Raw genomic sequence first — 21207 nt, forward strand, 5'->3', positions numbered from 1 at the left:
TAAACCGATAAATATTCAATTTATTCTTGAAAGCTTTTCAAAAATACAAAAGTAGTTATTATTTCCCGATTTTACTTTTCTTTCTGAGTCTCTTACTTGGTATTTCGTCTTGCTCAACCACCAAGTATGTTGGGGAGAATGAATACCTTCTGAATCGTGTAGTTGTTAAAACTGATGATCGTTCTGTACCTACCAGCGATTTGAAAAAGAACATCAAACAGAAATCAAATCTTAAAATTCTGGGGATGTGGCGTTTTCATTTGGGATTGTACAATTTATCCGGGAAAAATGAGGAGAAAGGATTCAATAAATGGCTAAGAAGAATTGGAGAAGAGCCAGTGATTTATGAGGATTTTCAGACCATGCGTTCGGTTGCTCAGCTGCAGCTTTACATGAAGAAAAAAGGTTACTACAACGCAGTAATTAAAGATTCGGTAGCCTATAAAAAGAAAAAGGCCAAGGTGTACTATACCATTACGGCCAACGAACCATATCGATATCGAAATTTGTATCATCAACTGGATGATTTACCATACAACTTTTTATCGCCATCCCAGAAAGCTGGTGAAATGTCTGACTCCACTCAAATTCGTGGATATGTAAATGAAGACAAGATAGATTCGAAGGTAAAAACCGGTAAAAAAGTAGATTCGGATGTGTTGAGTGAAGAGCGGATGAGGATTTTTAAAATGCTGAAGAATCAAGGGTATTTCAACTTTTCGCGTGAGTACATCCATTTTATGATGGACAGTACAAAGAAGGATCATCAAATGGATATTTTCGTTGGCCTTAAAGAACCTTTAAACGAGAAGGCGATCAAAAAATATCGAATCAATAAGGTGAAAATTTTTACCGAGTATGATCCAAAGCTGATTCTCATGAATGACTCAACTTACCTTTCAGAATTGGATACCTTGGTGCACAAAGATGTTGAGTTTATTTATAGAAAGAAATTAAAGATAAAACCCGATGTAATTCTTTCATCCATCCTAATTAAAAAAGGTGATCTGTACAATTTGACTTCTGTGGAGCAATCGTATAGCAGGTTGCAGCAACTGAATCAGTTTAAATTTTTGAATGTAAGATTTGAGGAAGATACAAATGCACAGAATAATGAATTCGGAAGCTTAAATTGTGAGATCCATTTAAGTCCTCATAATTTACAGTTTTATTCTTTTGAACTGGAAGGAACCAACTCATCAGGGAATATTGGCTTTGCCGGAAATTTAAATTATCAGCATAAAAACCTGTTTGGAGGTGCCGAGGTCCTGGACATTCAATTTTCAACTGCAAGAGAGAATGTGAAATCCGATGAGCAAACCAACTTCAGTTCTTCGGAATATGGAGTGGTTTCAAAACTGAGCATCCCGAAATTCCTGTTGCCATTCTTCGATGCGGAAAAATTCAGGAAATCATACAATCCAAGAACAGTCTTCTCGCTTTCCTATAATTTCCAAAAACGTCCTGATTATACAAGAACCATTGCCGATGCAAGTTTTGGTTATTTCTGGAAGTCTTCAAAATACTTGCGTCATACCTTAAATCTAATCGAGTTGAACTTCGTAGATGTTAAGGATTTGAGCGAGGATTTTTTGGATGATATTGACAATTTATACATTCAGAATTCATTTACCGATCACGTTATTGCTACTACCAGGTATTCGGTAACTTATAACGATCAGAATATTAATATTCCAAGAAGCTACAACTACATTAGATTTAGTGGTGAGGTTGCAGGGAATACCTTAAAGGCTATTGACAACATTTTGGGAAGATCGAAAAGAAATGATTTTGACTCGGATGGAAACCTGGAAGGAACTTACCATGACTTTTTAGGAATTCGATATGCGCAATATGTAAAAGGAGATATAGAGTATAGGTTTAACCAGTACATTAACCGCGCAAACAATATGGTGTATCGTGTATTCTTTGGTATTGGATATCCATATGGAAACCTTGAGGTATTGCCCTTTGAGAAGAGTTACTTTTCGGGTGGAGCAAATGGTATCAGAGCATGGCAAGCTCGTTCGTTGGGACCAGGTTCTTATATCGATGAGGGTGCTACCTACCCAAATAATACAGCCGATTTAAAGGTAGAGGCCAATCTGGAGTATCGATTTAAATTGTTCTGGGCACTAGAAGGAGCTTTGTTCCTTGATGCCGGAAATATCTGGGCAATTTCTAATAAAGACGATAGAGAAGGTGCAGACTTTCAGTTTAATCGATTTTACAAAGAGATTGCACTGGGAACCGGTTTTGGTACACGTGTTGATTTGAATTTCATTCTTTTCCGATTGGATTTGGGATTGAAACTTAGAGATCCATCCAGAACAAGTAGTGAGCGATGGATCATTGCAAAACGTCCTTTTAAATTCAATCAGCTAACTTTCAATATTGGTATCGGATATCCGTTTTAAGCCATTTTTCCACAAAAAAATCTACTTTTTATTTACATTCTTTAAAAATTTTCAATTGCATTCGTTTGCATAATTTTCTTATAGCCAAAACGGTGCAAAATATATTATTTCTTTTTAACTTCGTGGTAAAATTCGACTTTCCGACGATTTTATAAGAACTATCCGATAAATTATATTATTATGAAACGAGTATTAGATGTTGTTAAACCGGGTGTAGTAACCGGTGATGATGTGCAAAAATTATTTCAGGTTGCTAAGGAAGAAGGTTTTGCAATTCCAGCTGTAAACGTAGTTGGAACTAACTCAATTAATGCTGCATTAGAAGCTGCCAAACAAGTAAATTCACCTATTATTATTCAGTTCTCAAACGGTGGTGCATCTTTCTTTGCAGGTAAAGGAATGAACTCAGAAGGACAAAGCGCTGCAATTATTGGTGCTGTAGCTGGTGCTAAATATGTTCACGCTATTGCTGAACATTACGGAATTCCAGTAATCCTACATACTGACCACGCTGCCAAAAAATTATTACCATGGATTGACGGTTTGTTGACTGCTGGTGAAGAATTTTTTGCTCAAAGCGGGAAACCATTATTCAGCTCTCACATGTTAGATTTATCAGAGGAAACTTTGGAAGAAAACATCGAAACTTGTGTGAACTATTTCGAACGCATGAACAAAATGGGTATGACTATCGAGATTGAATTAGGTTGTACTGGTGGTGAAGAAGATGGTGTTGATAATACAGATATGGATAACTCATTATTGTATACTCAGCCGGAAGATGTTGCTTTGGCTTATGAAGCACTATCTAAAGTATCTTCTCGTTTTACAATTGCAGCTTCATTTGGTAATGTACACGGTGTATACAAGCCAGGTAACGTTGTGTTGACTCCTAAGATTCTTGACAACTCACAGAAATTTATTTCTGAAAAATATGCTGTTGCTGATAACACTGTTGACTTTGTGTTCCACGGTGGTTCAGGTTCTACTTTGGAAGAGATTCGTGAAGCAATTTCTTACGGTGTAATTAAAATGAACATCGATACAGATACACAGTGGGCATTCTGGAATGGTATTCGCGAATTTGAAGCTTCAAACCACGATTACTTACAAGGTCAGATTGGTAACCCTGATGGTGACGACAAACCTAATAAGAAATTCTACGATCCAAGAAAATGGTTACGTGAAGGTGAGGTTTCAATGAAAGACCGTTTGGTTATGGCATTCGAAGATCTTAATGCTGTAGGACGCAACTAGTCTTAATAAAATATTTTTGATGAAAGCCTGGATCGTTGATCCGGGCTTTTTTTTGTTTGTATTTAGTATAAAAATCGAAAGCATTTAGGAATTAGATCTAATATTTTGCAAATTTGGACTTGCCCAATTTGTAAATCATTAACCTTAAAATTATACACATGTCTATTAGTAATCCCCCGGGACGCGATGCCTTCTCAAGTAAATTTGGTGTAATAGCAGCAGCTGCTGGTTCGGCAGTTGGCCTTGGTAACATTTGGCGTTTTCCATATGTGGCAGGCGAAAATGGAGGAGGTGCGTTCCTTTTAATATATTTAGGATTTATTATAGCAATTGGTTTGCCGGTAATGTTATCCGAACTGCTTATTGGTCGTAAAGCCCAGCAAAATGCTTTCGGTTCTTTTCGCAAACTGGCTCCTGGTTCAATGTGGTCCCTGGTTGGATTAATGGGAGTTGTTGCAGCCTTTTTAATCCTTGCTTTCTACTCCACAATCTCGGGTTGGACTTTAGAGTATTTGTACCAGGCAATCAGTAATGGATTTGCTCATGGTGACACCAAAGCCATGTTTGATTCCTTTAAGCAGGGAACCATACGACCATTAATGTGGCAAATGATTTTTATGATATTAACTGCATGGATCGTGTTTTCAGGAGTAAAGAATGGAATAGAAAAATATGCTAAGATCCTTATGCCACTTCTATTTGTGCTGATTATTGCTATGTGTGTACGTTCTTTATCATTGCCGGGATCTTCGGCAGGTTTAGACTTTCTTTTTAAGCCTGATTTCTCAAAAATATCAGTAGGTGTAATTCTGGAAGCACTTGGTCAGGCGGCATTTTCGTTAAGTATAGGTATGGGCGCCTTAATTACGTACGGTTCCTATATCAAGAAACAAAATAATCTTGGGAAAACAGCTGTTCAAGTTACTGTTGCCGATACTTTGATCGCTATTTTATCTGGTGTTATGATATTTCCCGCAGTATTTGCATTGGGCTTTCAACCAGATTCAGGAGCAGGACTGGTGTTCGAAGTATTGCCAAAACTGTTCCTTGAAATGCCAGGAGGATATTTCTTCTCCATTTTGTTCTTCTTTTTACTGTCGGTAGCAGCCCTAACCTCGACCATTTCGGTACTAGAGGTAGTTGTGGCTTACTTTTCGGAAGAATTGAACATTTCAAGAAAGAAGGCCACAATAGTTGGCGCTTCCTCAATTGCGGTATTGGGTGTTTTTTCCACCCTATCATTCAGCAATTTATCCGAAGTAAGCATTTTAGGGCAGAGTATTTTTGGAATCATGGAATATACTGCTGCCAATGTGTTGTTACCTTTAGGTGCATTATTAATTGTTGTATTTGTAGGATGGAAACTCAAACAAATCAAAGTACGTGAAGAATTATCAAACGAAAACAGTTTGAAAGTAAAATACTTTAGGATTTTCTTTTTTATCGTGAAATGGCTGGCTCCATTGGCTATTGCAGCTGTATTTTTAAATGGAATTGGTTTCCTGCGACTTGGATAGTATTCAACTATTTTATTATATTGTTAAGCGTTACTCAAAAGAGTAGCGCTTTTTTTATAGATGTCGATTAAAAAATACATAAAAGAGTACTTTTCTTATTCCACCTCGGAAAAGAGAGGGTTACTGGTATTATTAATAATACTGGTAATCGTTTTTGTGGTACCATCAATTTTTTCACGTAAATCTGAAAAATTGATTGTTGCTGATGAAAATAAAAAAGTGGATAGCATTATTGCATTGCTTCACCAGAAGAACGAATCTAAGAAAATTGAGTTGTTTGCTTTTAACCCCAATGATATTGAAAAGGAAGGTTTAATTCGTTTAGGATTGAAAGAATATCAAGTCAATAACATTGTAAAGTATAGAGAAAGCGGAGGAGTTTTTAAGGCAAAATCCGACTTTCGTAAAATATATGGAATTAGCGATGAAGACTATAATCGTTTAAAAGATTATATTGTGATTAGGGGTTCGGATGGTAGGATGGTTAAAAGAAAAACTTCACATTCGAATGAGAATCTGAAACTTTTCAAGTTTAATCCCAATACCATATCCAGTTCAGACTGGCAAAATTTGGGAGTAAAGCCGGTAATTTCAAATAGAATCAGAAAGTATTTGTCCACTGGAGCCAGGTTTAAAAGCGCTGATGATCTTTCCAAAATTTATGGTTTTGATCCTGTATTGTTGGAGAAACTTAGGCCCTATGTGCAAATACATCCATCTAAAGAAAAGATGATTACTCATCAGATGATTGATTTAAATATGGCTGATACTACATTGTTAAGAAGCTTACCGGGCATTGGCAAAGTGCTATCGAGCAGAATTGTAAAATATAAGAACCTGCTGGGGGGCTACTATAATAAAGCGCAACTTACAGAAGTATATGGAATTTCTGAAGAAACCTATGGAAGAATTTCACAAAGCGTGTGTGTGTCAACTAATGAGGTACAGAAAATCTTTATTAACCGGTGTACCGCTAAGGTGTTGGCTAAGCATCCATATCTTAGTATGAGGATGTCTACCGATATTATAAAATACAGGGAGCGGGTTGGGAAATATAACTCGATAGAGGAATTAAGGACGAAACATTTGCTGAGCGATAGTGTTTATCGAAAAGTAGAACCATACCTAAGTATAGACGAGTAGCAGGCTGCTCACTTGAGAATCATGCCTTATTTTCTTAACTTTATATTTCTGAAAATGGGCCTAAAATATTAGAATGGAGATATTTTCATGACTTTTTTCAAAATAAATTTGAATTATAGTGATTGAATTAATAAATTTGCGGCTCACTTAGAAAAACATAAATATTAAAGGAGAAAATTATGATTGTTATTCCTATGAAAGAAGGCGAAAACATTGAAAGAGCCTTAAAAAAATTCAAAAGAAAATTTGAAAAGACTGGTGTAATCAAAGAGCTTAGAGGAAGACAGGTTTATAAAAAACCATCTGTTAAAAGAAGAGAAGAGAAATTACACGCAATCTACGTTCAGCAAATGCAACAAGCTGAAGATTGATTTTCTTTTGGATTAATTCCTTGATATCTTAATTTTTCGTATCTTGGATTATCCTGTTGGATAAATATCCTGGATGTATGAGTTTTAAGGAATCTTTTCTGTCTTATTTACAATACGAAAAACGATATTCTGCACATACAGTTTTATCTTACGACTGTGATTTGACACAGTTTTTTGAATTTTATTCAGGTTCTGAAGAATTTCAAATTGAAGATATCACCTTTAAAGATGTGCGAAGATGGATCGTTTTTTTAATGAATGAAGGTAAGACTTCACGAACTGTAAATAGGAAATTGTCCTCTTTAAAATCATTTTTTAAATACTTGCTTAGAGAGTCAGTGATTGATTCGAATCCGATGGACAGAGTGGTTGGGCCTAAGCAGGGGAAAAAGTTGCCTGGTTTTGTTGCAGAGCATGCAATGCAGGTGTTAAGAGAAATTGATTTTGGAGAAGGGTTTGAAGGTGTTCGGGATCGGTTGGTAGTTGAAATGTTTTACCAGACAGGCATGCGATTGTCTGAGTTGATGAAACTTCAAGAGTCCAGTTTCGATAGATCGTCATCTTTAGTTAAAGTATTAGGAAAAAGAAATAAAGAAAGAATCATTCCGGTAAGTGAAAGTTTGGTTGAGCTTCTTGATCAGTATTTGGAGCTTCGCTTTAAAACTTTTGGAAACTTGGATGGTTTTCTTTTTGTAACTAAAAAGGGGGTGCCTGTTTACGAAAAGTTGTTGTATAGAATCGTTACAAAACATTTGGCGAAAATTACAACAATGACCAAGCGAAGCCCACACGTTCTGAGACACACTTTTGCAACTCACCTATTAAATAATGGGGCAGAGTTGAATGCGGTTAAAGAACTGTTGGGGCATTCGAACCTATCGGCAACACAGATTTATACTCATACTACTTTTGAGCGTTTAAATAATATATATAAACAAGCTCATCCGCGAGCATAAATTTTGGAGGATTAGAATATGATTAACATTCAATCAATCGGTTTTGTTGCTGATGTGAAATTGGAAAATTTCATTGAAAATAAGCTTGGAAAAATAATGAAGCTCAACAGCGATGTTGTTGGCGCTGAGGTTTTTCTTAGGGTTGAAAAGTCTGATGTTACCGAAAATAAGGTAGTAGAAATCAACCTTGATATTAAAGGTGCAAATGTATTTGCGAAAAAGCAAAGTAAGACATTTGAAGAGGCAGCAGATATGGCTGCTGATGCATTGCGAAAGCAAGTAGTGAAACACAAAGAAAAACTAAGAGCAAAATAATTAGAAAAAAGCACTGATTATTTTGTGATAAATTTAAAATATTTTTACATTTGCAAACCATTTTTAGGGAAAAGTATGCCTGTTAAATAGATGGTTTGCATTTTTGCCGATGTAGCTCAGCTGGCTAGAGCAGCTGATTTGTAATCAGCAGGTCGTGGGTTCGAGTCCCTCCATCGGCTCTAAAAATAACATACTGGGGAGATACCAAAGTGGCCAACTGGGGCGGACTGTAACTCCGCTGACTTTCGTCTTCGTAGGTTCGAATCCTGCTCTCCCCACTGGTAAACGAAAAGAAACATTTTTGTTTCTTTTTTTGCGGGAATAGCTCAGTTGATAGAGCATCAGCCTTCCAAGCTGAGGGTCGCGGGTTTGAGTCCCGTTTCCCGCTCAAATACGTTTGCCGTTGTAGCTCAGGGGTAGAGCGCTTCCTTGGTAAGGAAGAGGTCACGAGTTCAAATCTCGTCAATGGCTCAAGAAATTTAAAGTATTGTTTTTAATTGTTGTCTAATATTAATTAATATTTGGAGTTATGGCTAAAGAACATTTTGACAGGTCAAAACCACACGTAAATATTGGTACCATTGGTCACGTTGACCACGGTAAAACTACTTTGACTGCCGCTATTACAACTGTATTAGCAAAAAAAGGTTTGTCTGAAGTGAAATCATTCGATTCTATCGATAACGCTCCTGAGGAGAAGGAGAGAGGTATTACTATTAATACTGCTCACGTAGAATACCAAACTGCTAACCGTCACTACGCTCACGTTGACTGTCCAGGTCACGCGGATTACGTAAAGAACATGGTAACTGGTGCTGCTCAGATGGATGGTGCTATTTTGGTTTGTGCTGCAACTGATGGTCCTATGCCTCAAACTCGCGAGCACATCCTATTAGCTCGTCAGGTAAATGTACCTAAGATCGTTGTTTTCTTGAACAAAGTTGACATGGTTGACGATGCAGAGATGCTTGAGTTAGTAGAAATGGAAGTTCGTGAATTGTTGGATTTCTATGAATTCGACGGTGATAACACTCCTATCATCGCTGGTTCTGCTCTAGGTGGATTGAACGGTGAAGCTGAGTGGGAAGATAAAATCATGGAGTTGATGGATGCAGTTGATACTTGGATTCCACTTCCTCCACGTGATGTAGATAAGGCTTTCTTGATGCCAGTTGAGGATGTATTCTCTATTACTGGTCGTGGTACTGTAGCTACTGGTCGTATCGAAACTGGTATCGTAAAAACTGGTGAAGAAGTTCAGATCATTGGTCTTGGTGCTGAAGGTATGAAGTCTGTAATTACTGGTGTTGAGATGTTCCGTAAGATTTTGGACGAAGGTCAAGCTGGTGATAACGTAGGTCTATTGTTAAGAGGTGTTGACAAAACTGCTATCAAGCGTGGTATGGTTATCTGTCACCCTAACACAATTACTCCTCACACTAAGATTAAAGCTGAGGTTTACGTATTGAAGAAAGAAGAAGGTGGACGTCACACTCCATTCCACAACAAATACCGTCCTCAATTCTACATCAGAACTCTTGATGTAACTGGTGAGATTACTCTTCCAGAAGGAGTTGAAATGGTAATGCCTGGTGATAACGTAACAATTAACGTTGAGTTGATTACTCCAGTAGCATGTGATTTAGGTCTACGTTTCGCTATCCGTGAAGGTGGTAGAACTGTAGGTGCTGGTCAGATTACTGAAATCGTTGACTAATTAGTGCATAATATAAAGATTGATCCGTGAATTCGGATCAATCTTCTTATAGACGGGTGTAGCTCAGTTGGTAGAGCACTGGTCTCCAAAACCAGGTGTCGGGAGTTCGAGTCTCTCCTCCCGTGCAAAGATTATTTGCCTTATGAAACTAAAAATCTATATTGAAGAAGTTTATAAAGAACTAGTTCAAAAAGTATCTTGGCCATCATGGTCTGAACTCCAAAGCAGTGCAATTGTAGTAATGATTGCTTCCACTATTATTGCTCTTGTGATATTCGTAATGGATATGGGGTTCAAGAATTTGATGGATTTTATATATGATATGTTACACTAATAATTCCTTTTAGAAAAAGATGGCTGAAATTGAAAGAAAATGGTATGTTCTTAGGACTGTAGGAGGAAAAGAAAAGAAGGTCAAAGAATATATTGATAGCGAAATTTCCAATCTAGGTCTAACGGAATATGTGTCACAGGTTCTCATTCCTACCGAAAAAGTATTTCAGGTGCGAAACGGGAAGAAGATCAGCAAGGAAAGAATTTTCTTACCTGGCTATGTTCTGATCGAAGCAGCACTCGTTGGAGAAATTCCTCACATCCTTCGTAATATTACGAATGTGATTGGCTTCCTGGGGGATACCAAGGGCGGCGATCCTACTCCTATGCGTATGTCAGAAGTGAACCGCATATTGGGTAAAGTCGATGAATTGGCTGGCAAAGATGAGGAGATTAATATTCCTTACTATGTTGGCGAAATGGTTAAAGTGACTGATGGACCATTTAATGGTTTTACCGGTGTGATTGAAGAGGTGAATGCAGAGAAGAAAAAACTGAAAGTAATGGTTAAGATCTTCGGACGTAAGACTCCTCTTGAATTAAGTTTCATGCAGGTAGAAAAAGAATAATTAAATCCTTTAGAAAAGTAAAGCTATGGCTAAAGAAGTTGCAGGATTAATCAAATTGCAGATCAAAGGTGGTGCTGCAAATCCTTCACCCCCTGTAGGACCTGCGTTGGGTGCTAAAGGGGTTAATATCATGGATTTTTGTAAGCAATTCAATGCAAGAACTCAAGATCAGGCTGGAAAAGTAATCCCTGTTGTGATTACTGTTTATTCTGATAGTTCGTTTGAATTTATTACAAAAACTCCTCCTGTTGCTGTACAAATTTTAGAGGCTGCAAAATTAAAATCAGGTTCTCCAGAATCTAACCGTAAGAAAGTTGGTTCAATTACCTGGGATCAAGTTCGCGAGATCGCAGAGGGGAAAATGAAAGATTTGAATGCTTTTAAAGTAGAAAGCGCCATGAGTATGGTTGCTGGTACGGCAAGAAGTATGGGTGTCACAATTTCTGGTGATAATCCTCTTAATCAATAATTTTAAACACTGCAATTAAAATGGGTAAACTAACGAAAAATAGAAAGTTAGCTTCAGAAAAAGTGGATACTGATAAGCTATATTCTATCGACGAAGCAGCGAAATTGGTTAAGGAGATTACATCAACCAAATTTGATGCCTCAGTGGATATGGATGTTCGCTTAGGAGTTGACCCGAGAAAAGCTAATCAAATGGTACGTGGTGTTGTTACACTTCCTCACGGTACTGGTAAAGAAGTTCGTGTTTTGGTTCTTTGTACTCCTGATAAGGAAGAAGAAGCAAAAGCAGCAGGTGCTGACTATGTTGGCCTTGACGACTATGTTGCCAAAATCAAAGGAGGTTGGACCGACGTTGACGTAATCATCACCATGCCTACTGTAATGGCGAAAGTTGGTGCACTTGGACGTGTATTAGGGCCACGTGGTTTAATGCCAAACCCTAAGTCTGGTACAGTAACTATGGATATCGCTAAAGCAGTTGCTGAAGTGAAAGCTGGTAAGATTGATTTTAAGGTCGATAAGTACGGTATCATTCACTCATCAATCGGTAAAGTGTCTTTCGAGGCAGATAAAATCATGGATAACGCTAAAGAATTTGTTGGCATTATCAATAAATTGAAACCATCTGCAGCAAAAGGAACTTATATCAAGAGTGTTTACCTGTCAAGCACAATGAGTCTTGGACTTCAAATTGATCCAAGAACACTTGACTAATTAAAAATTTAATCAAGATCTTAGTAATCATGAAAAAGGAACAAAAAATTCAGATTATTGATAGCTTGACGGAAGAAATCAATGCGTCAAACCACTTCTACCTTACTGACATCTCAGAAATGAATGCTGAAGATACTTCGGCACTTCGTAGAGCATGTTTCGAGAAAGATATTAAGTTGGTTGTTGTAAAAAACACCCTTCTTAGAATCGCTTTAGAAAAGGCAGAAGGTGAGTTTGAAGGACTAGATAATGTACTTAAGGGAGCTACTTCTCTTATGCTTACAGAAACTGGTAACCTTCCTGCGAAGCTTATCAAAGAGTTCCGTAAGGAACATGATAAACCTATCCTGAAAGCGGCTTACGTTGAAGAATCGCTTTATGTTGGTGATAACGAGCTTGAAGCTCTTACTACCATTAAATCTAAAGAAGAACTTATTGGAGATATCGTTGCATTGCTTCAATCACCAATCAAGAATGTTGTGTCTTCTTTGGAATCAGGAAAGAATATCCTAGCTGGTGTTGTGAAAACACTTTCAGAAAAAGAGTAATATATTTAGAGTAATTAAATTTTAAAAACTGAAGGAAAAATGGCAGATTTAAAAAAGTTTGCAGAAGAATTAGTTAATTTGACTGTTAAGGAAGTAAATGAATTAGCTGAAATCTTAAAAGAAGAATACGGAATTGAGCCAGCTGCTGCTGCTGCAGTTGTTGCTGGACCTGCTGCTGGCGCTGAAGGTGGTGCTGCTGAGCAAACTGAGTTTGACGTAATTCTTACTGCTGCTGGTGGTTCTAAACTAGCGGTTGTTAAATTGGTTAAAGAATTAACTGGTTTAGGTCTTAAAGAAGCTAAGGCTGCAGTTGACGCTGCTCCAGCTCCATTGAAAGAGAAAGTTTCTAAAGAAGAAGCTGAAGCACTTAAAGCACAATTAGAAGAAGCGGGAGCTGAAGTTGAGCTTAAATAGAAGCACTAAAACCTATATATAAGGTTATTTGGTTTAGAGTTCCTAACCGGGACTCTAAGCCTTTTTGTTGTTTATTATCGTTTAGGTTCAATTAATTTTAAGTAAATGTCTTCAAATACTATTAGTCAAAGAATTAGTTTTGCTTCTAATAAGAATCAGCTTTCATATCCTGATTTCTTAGAAGTACAATTAAAATCTTTTCAAGACTTTTTTCAGCTGGAAACGACTCCGGAGAAAAGAACGAACGAAGGATTATTTAAGGTATTTAGCGAGAATTTCCCAATTACCGATACCAGAAATAATTTCGTATTGGAATTTCTCGACTATTTTGTTGATCCGCCCCGTTACACAATCGATGAATGTATCGAAAGAGGCTTAACTTATAGCGTACCGCTAAAAGCTAAGTTGAAACTTTACTGTACCGATCCTGAACATGAGGATTTCGATACAGTAATTCAGGATGTATACCTGGGAACAGTTCCATACATGACTGAAAAAGGTACCTTCGTAGTTAACGGAGCTGAACGTGTTGTTGTATCACAGCTTCACCGTTCACCTGGTGTATTCTTTGGACAAAGTGTACACGCAAATGGAACCAAGTTATATTCTGCCAGAATTATTCCTTTTAAAGGTTCCTGGATCGAATTTGCTACCGACATTAACAATGTGATGTACGCATATATCGATCGTAAGAAAAAGCTTCCTGTAACAACTTTGCTTCGTGCAATTGGTTACGAAAGCGATAAAGAAATCCTTGAGATTTTTAACCTTGCTGATGAAATCAAGGTTTCTAAAACCGGTTTGAAGAAAATCGTTGGTAGAAAACTTGCTGCTCGTGTTCTTAAGTCATGGATTGAAGACTTCGTAGACGAGGATACAGGCGAGGTAGTATCTATTGAGCGTAATGAGGTGGTTATTGATCGTGAGACAATAATCGAACCAGAACATATTGAAGAAATTCTTGAATCAGGTGCAAAAACTATCTTATTGCACAAAGAGGAACAAAATCTTGCTGATTATGCGATTATCTATAATACGCTTCAGAAAGACCCTTGTAACTCTGAGAAAGAAGCAGTTCTTCACATTTATCGTCAATTACGTAACTCTGAGCCACCAGATGAGGCTACAGCTCGTGACGTAATCGATAAATTATTCTTCTCTGATAAGAGATATGATTTAGGTGATGTTGGTCGTTACCGCCTAAATAAAAAATTAGGTTTAAACACTGATGGTGACACAAAAGTGTTGACCAAAGAAGACATTATTGAAATTATCAAGTACCTAATCAAGCTGTTGAATGCTCGTACTGATGTGGATGATATTGACCACTTGAGTAACCGTCGTGTTCGTACAGTTGGTGAACAACTTTATACTCAGTTCGGAGTAGGTTTGGCACGTATGGCCAGAACCATTCGTGAGAGAATGAACGTTAGAGATAATGAGGTATTTACTCCAATCGATTTGATCAACTCGAAGACGCTATCTTCTGTAATCAACTCTTTCTTTGGAACAAATGCATTATCGCAGTTCATGGATCAAACCAACCCATTGGCTGAGATTACACACAAACGTAGAATGTCGGCCTTAGGTCCTGGTGGTCTTTCGCGTGAGAGAGCAGGTTTCGAGGTTCGAGATGTACACTACACTCACTACGGTCGTTTATGTCCGATTGAGACTCCTGAAGGTCCAAACATTGGTTTGATTTCTTCACTTTGTGTGTTTGCTAAGATCAATAACTTAGGATTTATCGAAACTCCATATCGTAAGGTAGCTGATGGTGGTGTTGATTTATCTTCGGCAGGTGTAGAATACTTATCGGCTGAAGAGGAAGAAGGATTGACAATTGCACAGGCAAATGCTCCTTTAAATGATGATGGTAGCTTTGTGAATCCAAAAGCGAAGTCTCGTAAAGATGGTGACTTCCCATTCGAGGAAGTTGAGAATATCGATTTGATGGACGTTGCTCCAAACCAAATCGCTTCTATCGCTGCATCTTTGATTCCATTCCTGGAGCATGATGATGCGAACCGTGCATTGATGGGATCTAATATGATGCGTCAGGCTGTTCCTGTTATCAAACCTGAATCACCAATTGTAGGTACTGGTTTGGAAGGTGCACTTGTTCGTGACTCTAGAACTCAAATTACCGCTCAAGGTGATGGTGTTGTTGAGTTTGTTGATGCAAACAAAATTGTAATCAAATACGAACAAACTGAAGAGGAAGCATTTGTTAGTTTCGAAGGAGATACGAGAACTTACGATATTCCAAAATATGGTAAAACCAACCAGGGTACAACCATCGATTTGAAACCAATTGTTACAAAAGGACAAGTGGTTACACCGGGTCAGATCTTGACTCATGGTTATGCAACTCAGGATGGTGAACTAGCTCTTGGACGTAATCTAAAAGTGGCATTTATGCCTTGGAAAGGTTACAACTACGAGGATGCGATTGTAATTTCGGAGCGAATCGTTAAGGATGATGTATTTACATCTGTTCACGTTGACGAATATACGCTGGAAGTTCGTGACACGAAACGTGGTATGGAAGAATTAACTTCGGATATTCCTAACGTTAGTGAAGAAGCAACTCGTAACCTTGATGAAAACGGATTGATTCGTATTGGTGCGAATGTTGAGCCAGGTGATATCTTAATTGGTAAGATTACTCCTAAAGGGGAATCAGATCCTTCTCCGGAGGAGAAATTATTAAGAGCAATCTTTGGTGATAAAGCAGGTGATGTAAAAGATGCTTCATTGAAAGCTTCTCCATCATTACGTGGTGTGATTATCGATAAGAAATTATTCTCACGTTCAATTCGCGATCGTAAATCGAAGCAATCAGATAAGCCTTTAATCCAGAAATTGGATGAAGAATTGGCATCACAGATTACTGCATTACAAGCTAGATTGGTTGAAAAACTATTTATCCTTGTAAATGGTAAAACTTCTCAGGGAGTAAAAGATTACTTAAATGTAGATGTGATTCCTAAAGGTGTGAAGTTCACTCAGAAATTGTTATCGGATATCAACTTCCTGGAAATTAATCCAAACAAGTGGACAACCGATAAAGAGAAGAACGAAACAATCAAAAAGCTTTTACACAACTATATTATCAAGTTCAAAGAGCTTGAAAGTATCAATAAGCGTAAAAAATACAATGTAACCATTGGAGATGAAATGCCAGCAGGTATTATTCAAATGGCGAAAGTATATGTTGCTAAGAAACGTAAGCTTCAGATTGGTGATAAAATGGCAGGTCGTCACGGTAACAAAGGTATTGTTTCACGTGTAGTTAGAGAAGAAGATATGCCATTCCTTGAAGATGGAACAACTGTTGACATCTGTTTGAACCCACTGGGTGTACCATCGCGTATGAACTTGGGACAGGTATTTGAAACTGTACTAGGTTGGGCCGGTAAAGAACTTGGATTGAAGTTTGCTACCCCAATTTTCGATGGTGCTTCATTGGATGAAATCACAGGTTATACCGACGAAGCTGGGGTACCTGCTTTCGGTAAAGCATATCTTCACGATGGTGGAACAGGAGAACGTTTCGACCAGCCTGCTACAGTAGGTGTGATCTATATGCTGAAACTTGGTCACATGGTTGATGATAAGATGCACGCGCGTTCTATCGGACCTTACTCACTTATTACTCAGCAACCACTTGGTGGTAAAGCTCAGTTTGGTGGTCAGCGTTTTGGAGAGATGGAGGTTTGGGCACTAGAGGCATTCGGTGCTGCTCATATTCTTCAGGAAATCCTAACCGTTAAATCGGATGACGTTGTAGGTCGTGCTAAAGCTTACGAATCTATCGTTAAAGGTGATCCAATGCCAAATCCGGGTATACCGGAATCTCTAAACGTGTTATTACACGAATTGAGAGGTCTTGGCTTGAGCGTAAAATTAATTTAAGCCTTATATTATAAAGTGAATGTTCGGATTTCCGTGCATTCACTTTTATAGAATAATATTGTTAATTTCCTAATTTTCAACATATGGCATTCAGAAGAGATAAACAAGTAAAGAGCAATTTTACAAAAATCTCTATCAGTCTTGCTTCTCCAGAAGAAATTCTTGAAAGATCAAGTGGAGAGGTTTTAAAGCCTGAAACCATCAACTATCGTACTTATAAGCCGGAACGTGATGGATTATTCTGTGAAAGAATTTTCGGTCCCGTTAAAGATTATGAGTGTCATTGTGGTAAATACAAGCGTATCCGTTATCGCGGTATTGTTTGTGACCGTTGTGGTGTTGAAGTAACAGAAAAAAAGGTGAGACGTGAAAGAATGGGACACATTCAGTTGGTTGTTCCTGTTGCGCACATCTGGTACTTCAAATCATTACCAAACAAGATTGGTTATCTTTTAGGATTACCTACCAAAAAGCTTGACTCAATTATTTATTACGAAAGATACGTAGTAATTAATCCTGGGGTAAAATCAGCCGATGGTATTAAATATTTAGATTTTCTAACTGAGGAAGAATATTTAGATATTCTTGATGAACTTCCTGCAGAAAATCAATATTTGGATGATGATGATCCAAATAAATTTGTTGCACAAATGGGAGCGGAAGCTCTGTATAGCCTTTTGGGTCGTCTTGACCTTGATGCATTATCGTATGATTTGCGTCACAAAGCAAATACAGAAACTTCTCAGCAGCGTAAGAACGAAGCATTGAAGCGTTTGCAGGTTGTTGAAGCTTTCCGTGAGTCACAAGGGGTAAACAATCCTGAATGGATGATTGTAAAAGTTGTTCCTGTGATTCCACCAGAACTTCGTCCATTGGTACCATTGGATGGTGGTCGTTTTGCAACTTCAGATTTGAACGATTTGTATCGAAGAGTAATTATTCGTAACAATCGTCTGAAAAGATTAATTGAAATCAAAGCACCGGAAGTAATTCTACGTAACGAGAAACGTATGCTTCAGGAAGCTGTTGATTCATTATTCGATAACTCACGTAAGTCTAACGCGGTTAAGACAGAAAATAACCGTCCATTGAAATCTCTTTCTGACTCGTTGAAAGGGAAACAAGGTCGTTTCCGTCAGAACTTGTTGGGTAAGCGTGTTGACTATTCTGCTCGTTCCGTAATTGTTGTTGGACCAGACTTGCAAATGCATGAATGTGGTCTTCCAAAAGATATGGCTGCAGAATTGTACAAGCCTTTCGTAATTCGTAAGTTGATTGAGAGAGGTATTGTAAAGACAGTAAAATCAGCCAAGAAAATTGTAGATAGAAAAGATCCTGTTGTTTGGGATATTTTGGAAAATGTACTGAAAGGACATCCAGTTCTATTGAACCGTGCTCCTACTCTTCACCGTTTAGGTATTCAGGCTTTCCAACCTAAATTAATCGAGGGTAAAGCAATTCGTCTACATCCACTTGCTTGTACCGGTTTTAACGCCGACTTCGATGGTGACCAGATGGCAGTTCACTTGCCACTAGGTAACGAAGCTGTGTTGGAAGCTCAAATGTTAATGTTGTGTTCTCACAATATTTTGAATCCAGCCAATGGTGCTCCGGTAACAGTTCCTTCTCAGGATATGGTATTAGGTTTATACTACATTACCAAGCCTAGAAAAGGCAGCAAGGGTGAAGGTTTAACTTTCTATTCACCAGAAGAAGCTATGATTGCTTTCAACGAGAAAGCGGTTGATCTTCACTCTGTGATTAAAGTGAAAGTGAAGGATTTGAATGAAAACGATGAAATGGTAGATACCATTGTGGAAACTACTATTGGTCGTATCATCTTGAACCAATTTACTCCTGATGGAGCTGGTTTTATTAACCAATTGATTACCAAAAAGGCACTTCGTGACATTATTGGATATGTATTCAAGAAATGTGGTGTTGATGCCTGTGCGAAGTTCCTTGATGACATTAAGGACTTAGGATACCGTAAAGCATTTGAAGGTGGTCTTTCGTTTAACTTGTCGGATGTTATTGTGCCGGCAGAAAAAGAAGATCTTGTTGCTGAAGGTTATGCTCAGGTTGAAGAAGTGTTGAATAACTATAACATGGGTTTCATTACCAATAATGAACGTTATAACCAGATTATTGATATTTGGACGCATGTTAATGCTAATCTGACTCAAACATTGATGAACCAGTTAATTGCCGATAACCAAGGTTTTAACTCGGTATACATGATGCTTGACTCTGGAGCTCGTGGTTCTAGAGAGCAGATTCGTCAGCTAGGTGGTATGCGTGGTCTGATGGCTAAGCCTCAGAAATCAGGTGCTACCGGTGGTCAGATTATTGAGAATCCGATTCTTTCGAACTTTAAGGAAGGTCTTTCGGTACTAGAGTACTTTATTTCTACTCACGGTGCTCGTAAAGGTCTTGCGGATACGGCACTTAAAACAGCCGATGCGGGTTATCTTACTCGTCGTTTGGTGGATGTTGCACAGGATGTTATTATTAACGAAAGAGACTGTGGAACATTAAGAGGTTTAACTGCTACCGCAATTAAGAATCAGGAAGAAATTGTTGCATCTCTAAGTGAGAGAATTCTTGGTAGAACTACTGTACACGATGTATATCACCCAATTTCAGGTGAACTACTTGTGAAATCAGGAGTTGAAATTACTGAAGAGATTGCTCAGACAATTGAAAATTCTCCTATCGAACGTGTTGAGATTCGTTCTGTACTTACCTGTGAGTCGAAACAAGGTGTTTGTGCGAAATGTTACGGACGTAACCTTGCAACAGGTAAAGCAGTTCAAAAAGGTGAAGCAGTTGGTGTTATCGCAGCTCAGTCAATTGGTGAGCCGGGTACACAGCTTACTCTTCGTACCTTCCACGTAGGGGGTACCGCGGGTAACGTTTCTGCGGAAAACTCTGTTGAATCGAAATACGATGGTTATGCTGAGTTCGAAGAATTAAGAACAGTTGAGCATACACCAGAAGATGGAAAGAAACATGATGTGGTAATTGGTCGTTTGGCAGAATTACGCATTATCGATAAAAATACCAACATTACCTTGACTACCCATACAATTCCTTACGGATCTAAATTGTATATTAAAGATGGTCAGGATGTTAAGAAAGGCGACTTAATTTGTGAGTGGGATCCATACAATGCGATGATCATCACTGAATTCTCAGGTAAGGTTACTTTCGAAAACTTAATTGAAGGTATTACATTTAAAGAGGAATCGGATGAAGCAACTGGTTTTGCGGAAAAAGTAGTTGTTGAATCGAAAGACAAGACCAAAAACCCAAGTATCAAGATTTTGAACTCAAGTGGTGAGGTATTAAAATCTTACAACTTACCAGTAGGTGCTCACATTTCGGTAGCCGAAGGTGAGATGGTAGTTTCAGGTCAGTCAGTTGTTAAGATTCCTAGAGCTCTTGGTAAGGCAGGTGATATCACCGGTGGTCTTCCACGTGTTACTGAGTTGTTCGAGGCTCGTAACCCATCTAACCCAGCAGTTGTTTCTGAGATTGATGGTGAGGTTACTTTTGGTAAAATCAAGCGTGGTAACAGAGAGATTGTTGTTACAACTAAAACAGGTGATGTGAAGAAGTACCTTGTACCTCTTTCAAAACAGATCCTTGTTCAGGAGAACGACTACGTAAGAGCTGGTACTCCATTATCAGAAGGTGCAACTACACCAGCTGATATCCTATCGATTAAAGGTCCTACAAAAGTTCAGGAATATATCGTGAACGAAGTACAGGATGTATACCGTATGCAGGGTGTGAAAATCAACGATAAACACTTTGAGATTATCGTTCGTCAGATGATGCGTAAGGTAGTAATCGATGATCCGGGAGATACTAAATTCTTGGAGAAACAAGTTATCGACAAAATGGAATTCATGCGTGAAAACGATGAGATTTTCGGTAAGAAAGTAATTGTTGATGGTGGTGACTCTGATGAATTAAAAGCAGGTCAAATTGTAACAGCAAGAAAGCTAAGAGACGTGAACTCTATTTTGAAGCGTCGCGATATGAAACTTGTTGAAGCTCGTGAAGCAATTTCAGCAACTTCTACACAGATCCTGCAAGGTATTACCCGTGCAGCTCTGCAAACGAAGAGTTTCATTTCTGCTGCATCGTTCCAGGAGACTACAAAAGTATTGAACGAAGCTGCTATTAGCGGTAAGATGGACAAACTTGAAGGTCTGAAAGAGAACGTTATTTGTGGACACTTGATTCCTGCAGGTACAGGTTTAAGAGAATACAAAGATGTTGTAGTAGGAGCAAAAGAAGAGTATGAAAAGCTTCTTGATTCTAAATCAGAATTCTAAAATCAGAACTCTATAATTAAAAGGGTGTTTCCATTGGAGACACCCTTTTTTAATGGAAATGTCCCGTCCTGAAATAAGTTGACAGTAAATCGACTTATTTATGAAAATATTGAGAAAGACTGTAGCAAGGCGTACCCAACGAAATTATAATTTATCCTTTAAATTGTCAGTTGTACGTCAAGTTGAAGAAGGGGAAATGACCTA

At 38.1% G+C, this 21207-nt stretch carries 16 protein-coding genes and 5 tRNA genes; all 21 read left to right on the forward strand.

What is annotated here, in order from left to right; translation table 11 throughout:
* Window positions 1-26: 26 nt before the first annotated feature.
* The 21 genes from tamL (at window position 27) to rpoC (ending at window position 21003) form a co-directional block, all read left to right on the forward strand.
* A complete protein-coding gene (gene tamL, locus ELS83_RS15570; protein WP_171596474.1) occupies window positions 27-2417 on the forward strand; it encodes a translocation and assembly module lipoprotein TamL in 2391 nt (796 codons plus the stop codon).
* 180 nt (window positions 2418-2597) lie between these two features.
* On the forward strand, window positions 2598-3674 hold the full coding sequence (gene fbaA / locus ELS83_RS15575) for a class II fructose-bisphosphate aldolase (protein WP_171596475.1): 1077 nt from the start codon (window positions 2598-2600) through the stop codon (window positions 3672-3674).
* A gap of 158 nt (window positions 3675-3832) precedes the next feature.
* Window positions 3833-5191, forward strand: coding sequence for a sodium-dependent transporter (locus ELS83_RS15580; protein ID WP_171596476.1), 1359 nt, complete (start codon window positions 3833-3835; stop codon window positions 5189-5191).
* A gap of 60 nt (window positions 5192-5251) precedes the next feature.
* Window positions 5252-6334, forward strand: coding sequence for a ComEA family DNA-binding protein (locus ELS83_RS15585; RefSeq protein ID WP_171596477.1), 1083 nt, complete (start codon window positions 5252-5254; stop codon window positions 6332-6334).
* Between the two features lie 194 nt (window positions 6335-6528).
* Window positions 6529-6705, forward strand: coding sequence for a 30S ribosomal protein S21 (gene rpsU / locus ELS83_RS15590; RefSeq protein ID WP_249414463.1), 177 nt, complete (start codon window positions 6529-6531; stop codon window positions 6703-6705).
* 77 nt (window positions 6706-6782) lie between these two features.
* The gene (locus tag ELS83_RS15595) at window positions 6783-7661 is read left to right on the forward strand and encodes a tyrosine-type recombinase/integrase (RefSeq protein WP_171596478.1); all 879 of its coding nucleotides are present in this window, start codon (window positions 6783-6785) and stop codon (window positions 7659-7661) included.
* An 18-nt stretch (window positions 7662-7679) separates the two neighbouring features.
* Window positions 7680-7976 carry a ribosome hibernation-promoting factor, HPF/YfiA family gene (gene hpf / locus ELS83_RS15600; RefSeq protein ID WP_171596479.1) on the forward strand — a complete coding sequence of 99 codons (297 nt, stop codon included), beginning with the start codon at window positions 7680-7682 and terminating at the stop codon, window positions 7974-7976.
* A 105-nt stretch (window positions 7977-8081) separates the two neighbouring features.
* Window positions 8082-8155, forward strand: a tRNA-Thr gene (locus ELS83_RS15605).
* A 16-nt stretch (window positions 8156-8171) separates the two neighbouring features.
* A tRNA-Tyr gene (locus ELS83_RS15610) sits at window positions 8172-8254 on the forward strand.
* A gap of 37 nt (window positions 8255-8291) precedes the next feature.
* Window positions 8292-8364: transfer RNA gene (locus tag ELS83_RS15615), tRNA-Gly, on the forward strand.
* Between the two features lie 11 nt (window positions 8365-8375).
* Window positions 8376-8447, forward strand: a tRNA-Thr gene (locus ELS83_RS15620).
* Window positions 8448-8505: 58 nt separating this feature from the next.
* The gene (gene tuf, locus ELS83_RS15625; protein WP_171596480.1) at window positions 8506-9693 is read left to right on the forward strand and encodes an elongation factor Tu; all 1188 of its coding nucleotides are present in this window, start codon (window positions 8506-8508) and stop codon (window positions 9691-9693) included.
* Window positions 9694-9745: 52 nt separating this feature from the next.
* Window positions 9746-9818 (forward strand) — tRNA-Trp (locus ELS83_RS15630).
* Between the two features lie 17 nt (window positions 9819-9835).
* Window positions 9836-10027 (forward strand): preprotein translocase subunit SecE, encoded by a 192-nt coding sequence (gene secE, locus ELS83_RS22710; RefSeq protein ID WP_171596481.1) that lies wholly within the window; start codon window positions 9836-9838, stop codon window positions 10025-10027.
* 19 nt (window positions 10028-10046) lie between these two features.
* Complete coding sequence (gene nusG / locus ELS83_RS15640) at window positions 10047-10595, forward strand: transcription termination/antitermination protein NusG (protein ID WP_171596482.1); 549 nt, start codon at window positions 10047-10049, stop codon at window positions 10593-10595.
* A gap of 25 nt (window positions 10596-10620) precedes the next feature.
* Window positions 10621-11064 (forward strand): 50S ribosomal protein L11, encoded by a 444-nt coding sequence (gene rplK, locus ELS83_RS15645; protein WP_171596483.1) that lies wholly within the window; start codon window positions 10621-10623, stop codon window positions 11062-11064.
* Between the two features lie 20 nt (window positions 11065-11084).
* The gene (rplA, locus tag ELS83_RS15650; protein ID WP_171596484.1) at window positions 11085-11777 is read left to right on the forward strand and encodes a 50S ribosomal protein L1; all 693 of its coding nucleotides are present in this window, start codon (window positions 11085-11087) and stop codon (window positions 11775-11777) included.
* A gap of 29 nt (window positions 11778-11806) precedes the next feature.
* Window positions 11807-12325 carry a 50S ribosomal protein L10 gene (rplJ, locus tag ELS83_RS15655; RefSeq protein WP_171596485.1) on the forward strand — a complete coding sequence of 173 codons (519 nt, stop codon included), beginning with the start codon at window positions 11807-11809 and terminating at the stop codon, window positions 12323-12325.
* A 39-nt stretch (window positions 12326-12364) separates the two neighbouring features.
* On the forward strand, window positions 12365-12739 hold the full coding sequence (rplL, locus tag ELS83_RS15660; protein WP_120241600.1) for a 50S ribosomal protein L7/L12: 375 nt from the start codon (window positions 12365-12367) through the stop codon (window positions 12737-12739).
* Window positions 12740-12844: 105 nt separating this feature from the next.
* On the forward strand, window positions 12845-16657 hold the full coding sequence (rpoB, locus tag ELS83_RS15665) for a DNA-directed RNA polymerase subunit beta (RefSeq protein WP_171596486.1): 3813 nt from the start codon (window positions 12845-12847) through the stop codon (window positions 16655-16657).
* A gap of 83 nt (window positions 16658-16740) precedes the next feature.
* Entirely contained in the window at window positions 16741-21003 is a 4263-nt protein-coding gene (rpoC, locus tag ELS83_RS15670; RefSeq protein ID WP_171596487.1) for a DNA-directed RNA polymerase subunit beta', read from the forward strand.
* The last annotated feature ends 204 nt before the right edge of the window (window positions 21004-21207 follow it).

It is taken from the genome of Marinifilum caeruleilacunae (genome assembly GCF_013141825.1).
GTDB classification, from domain to species: domain Bacteria; phylum Bacteroidota; class Bacteroidia; order Bacteroidales; family Marinifilaceae; genus Marinifilum; species Marinifilum caeruleilacunae.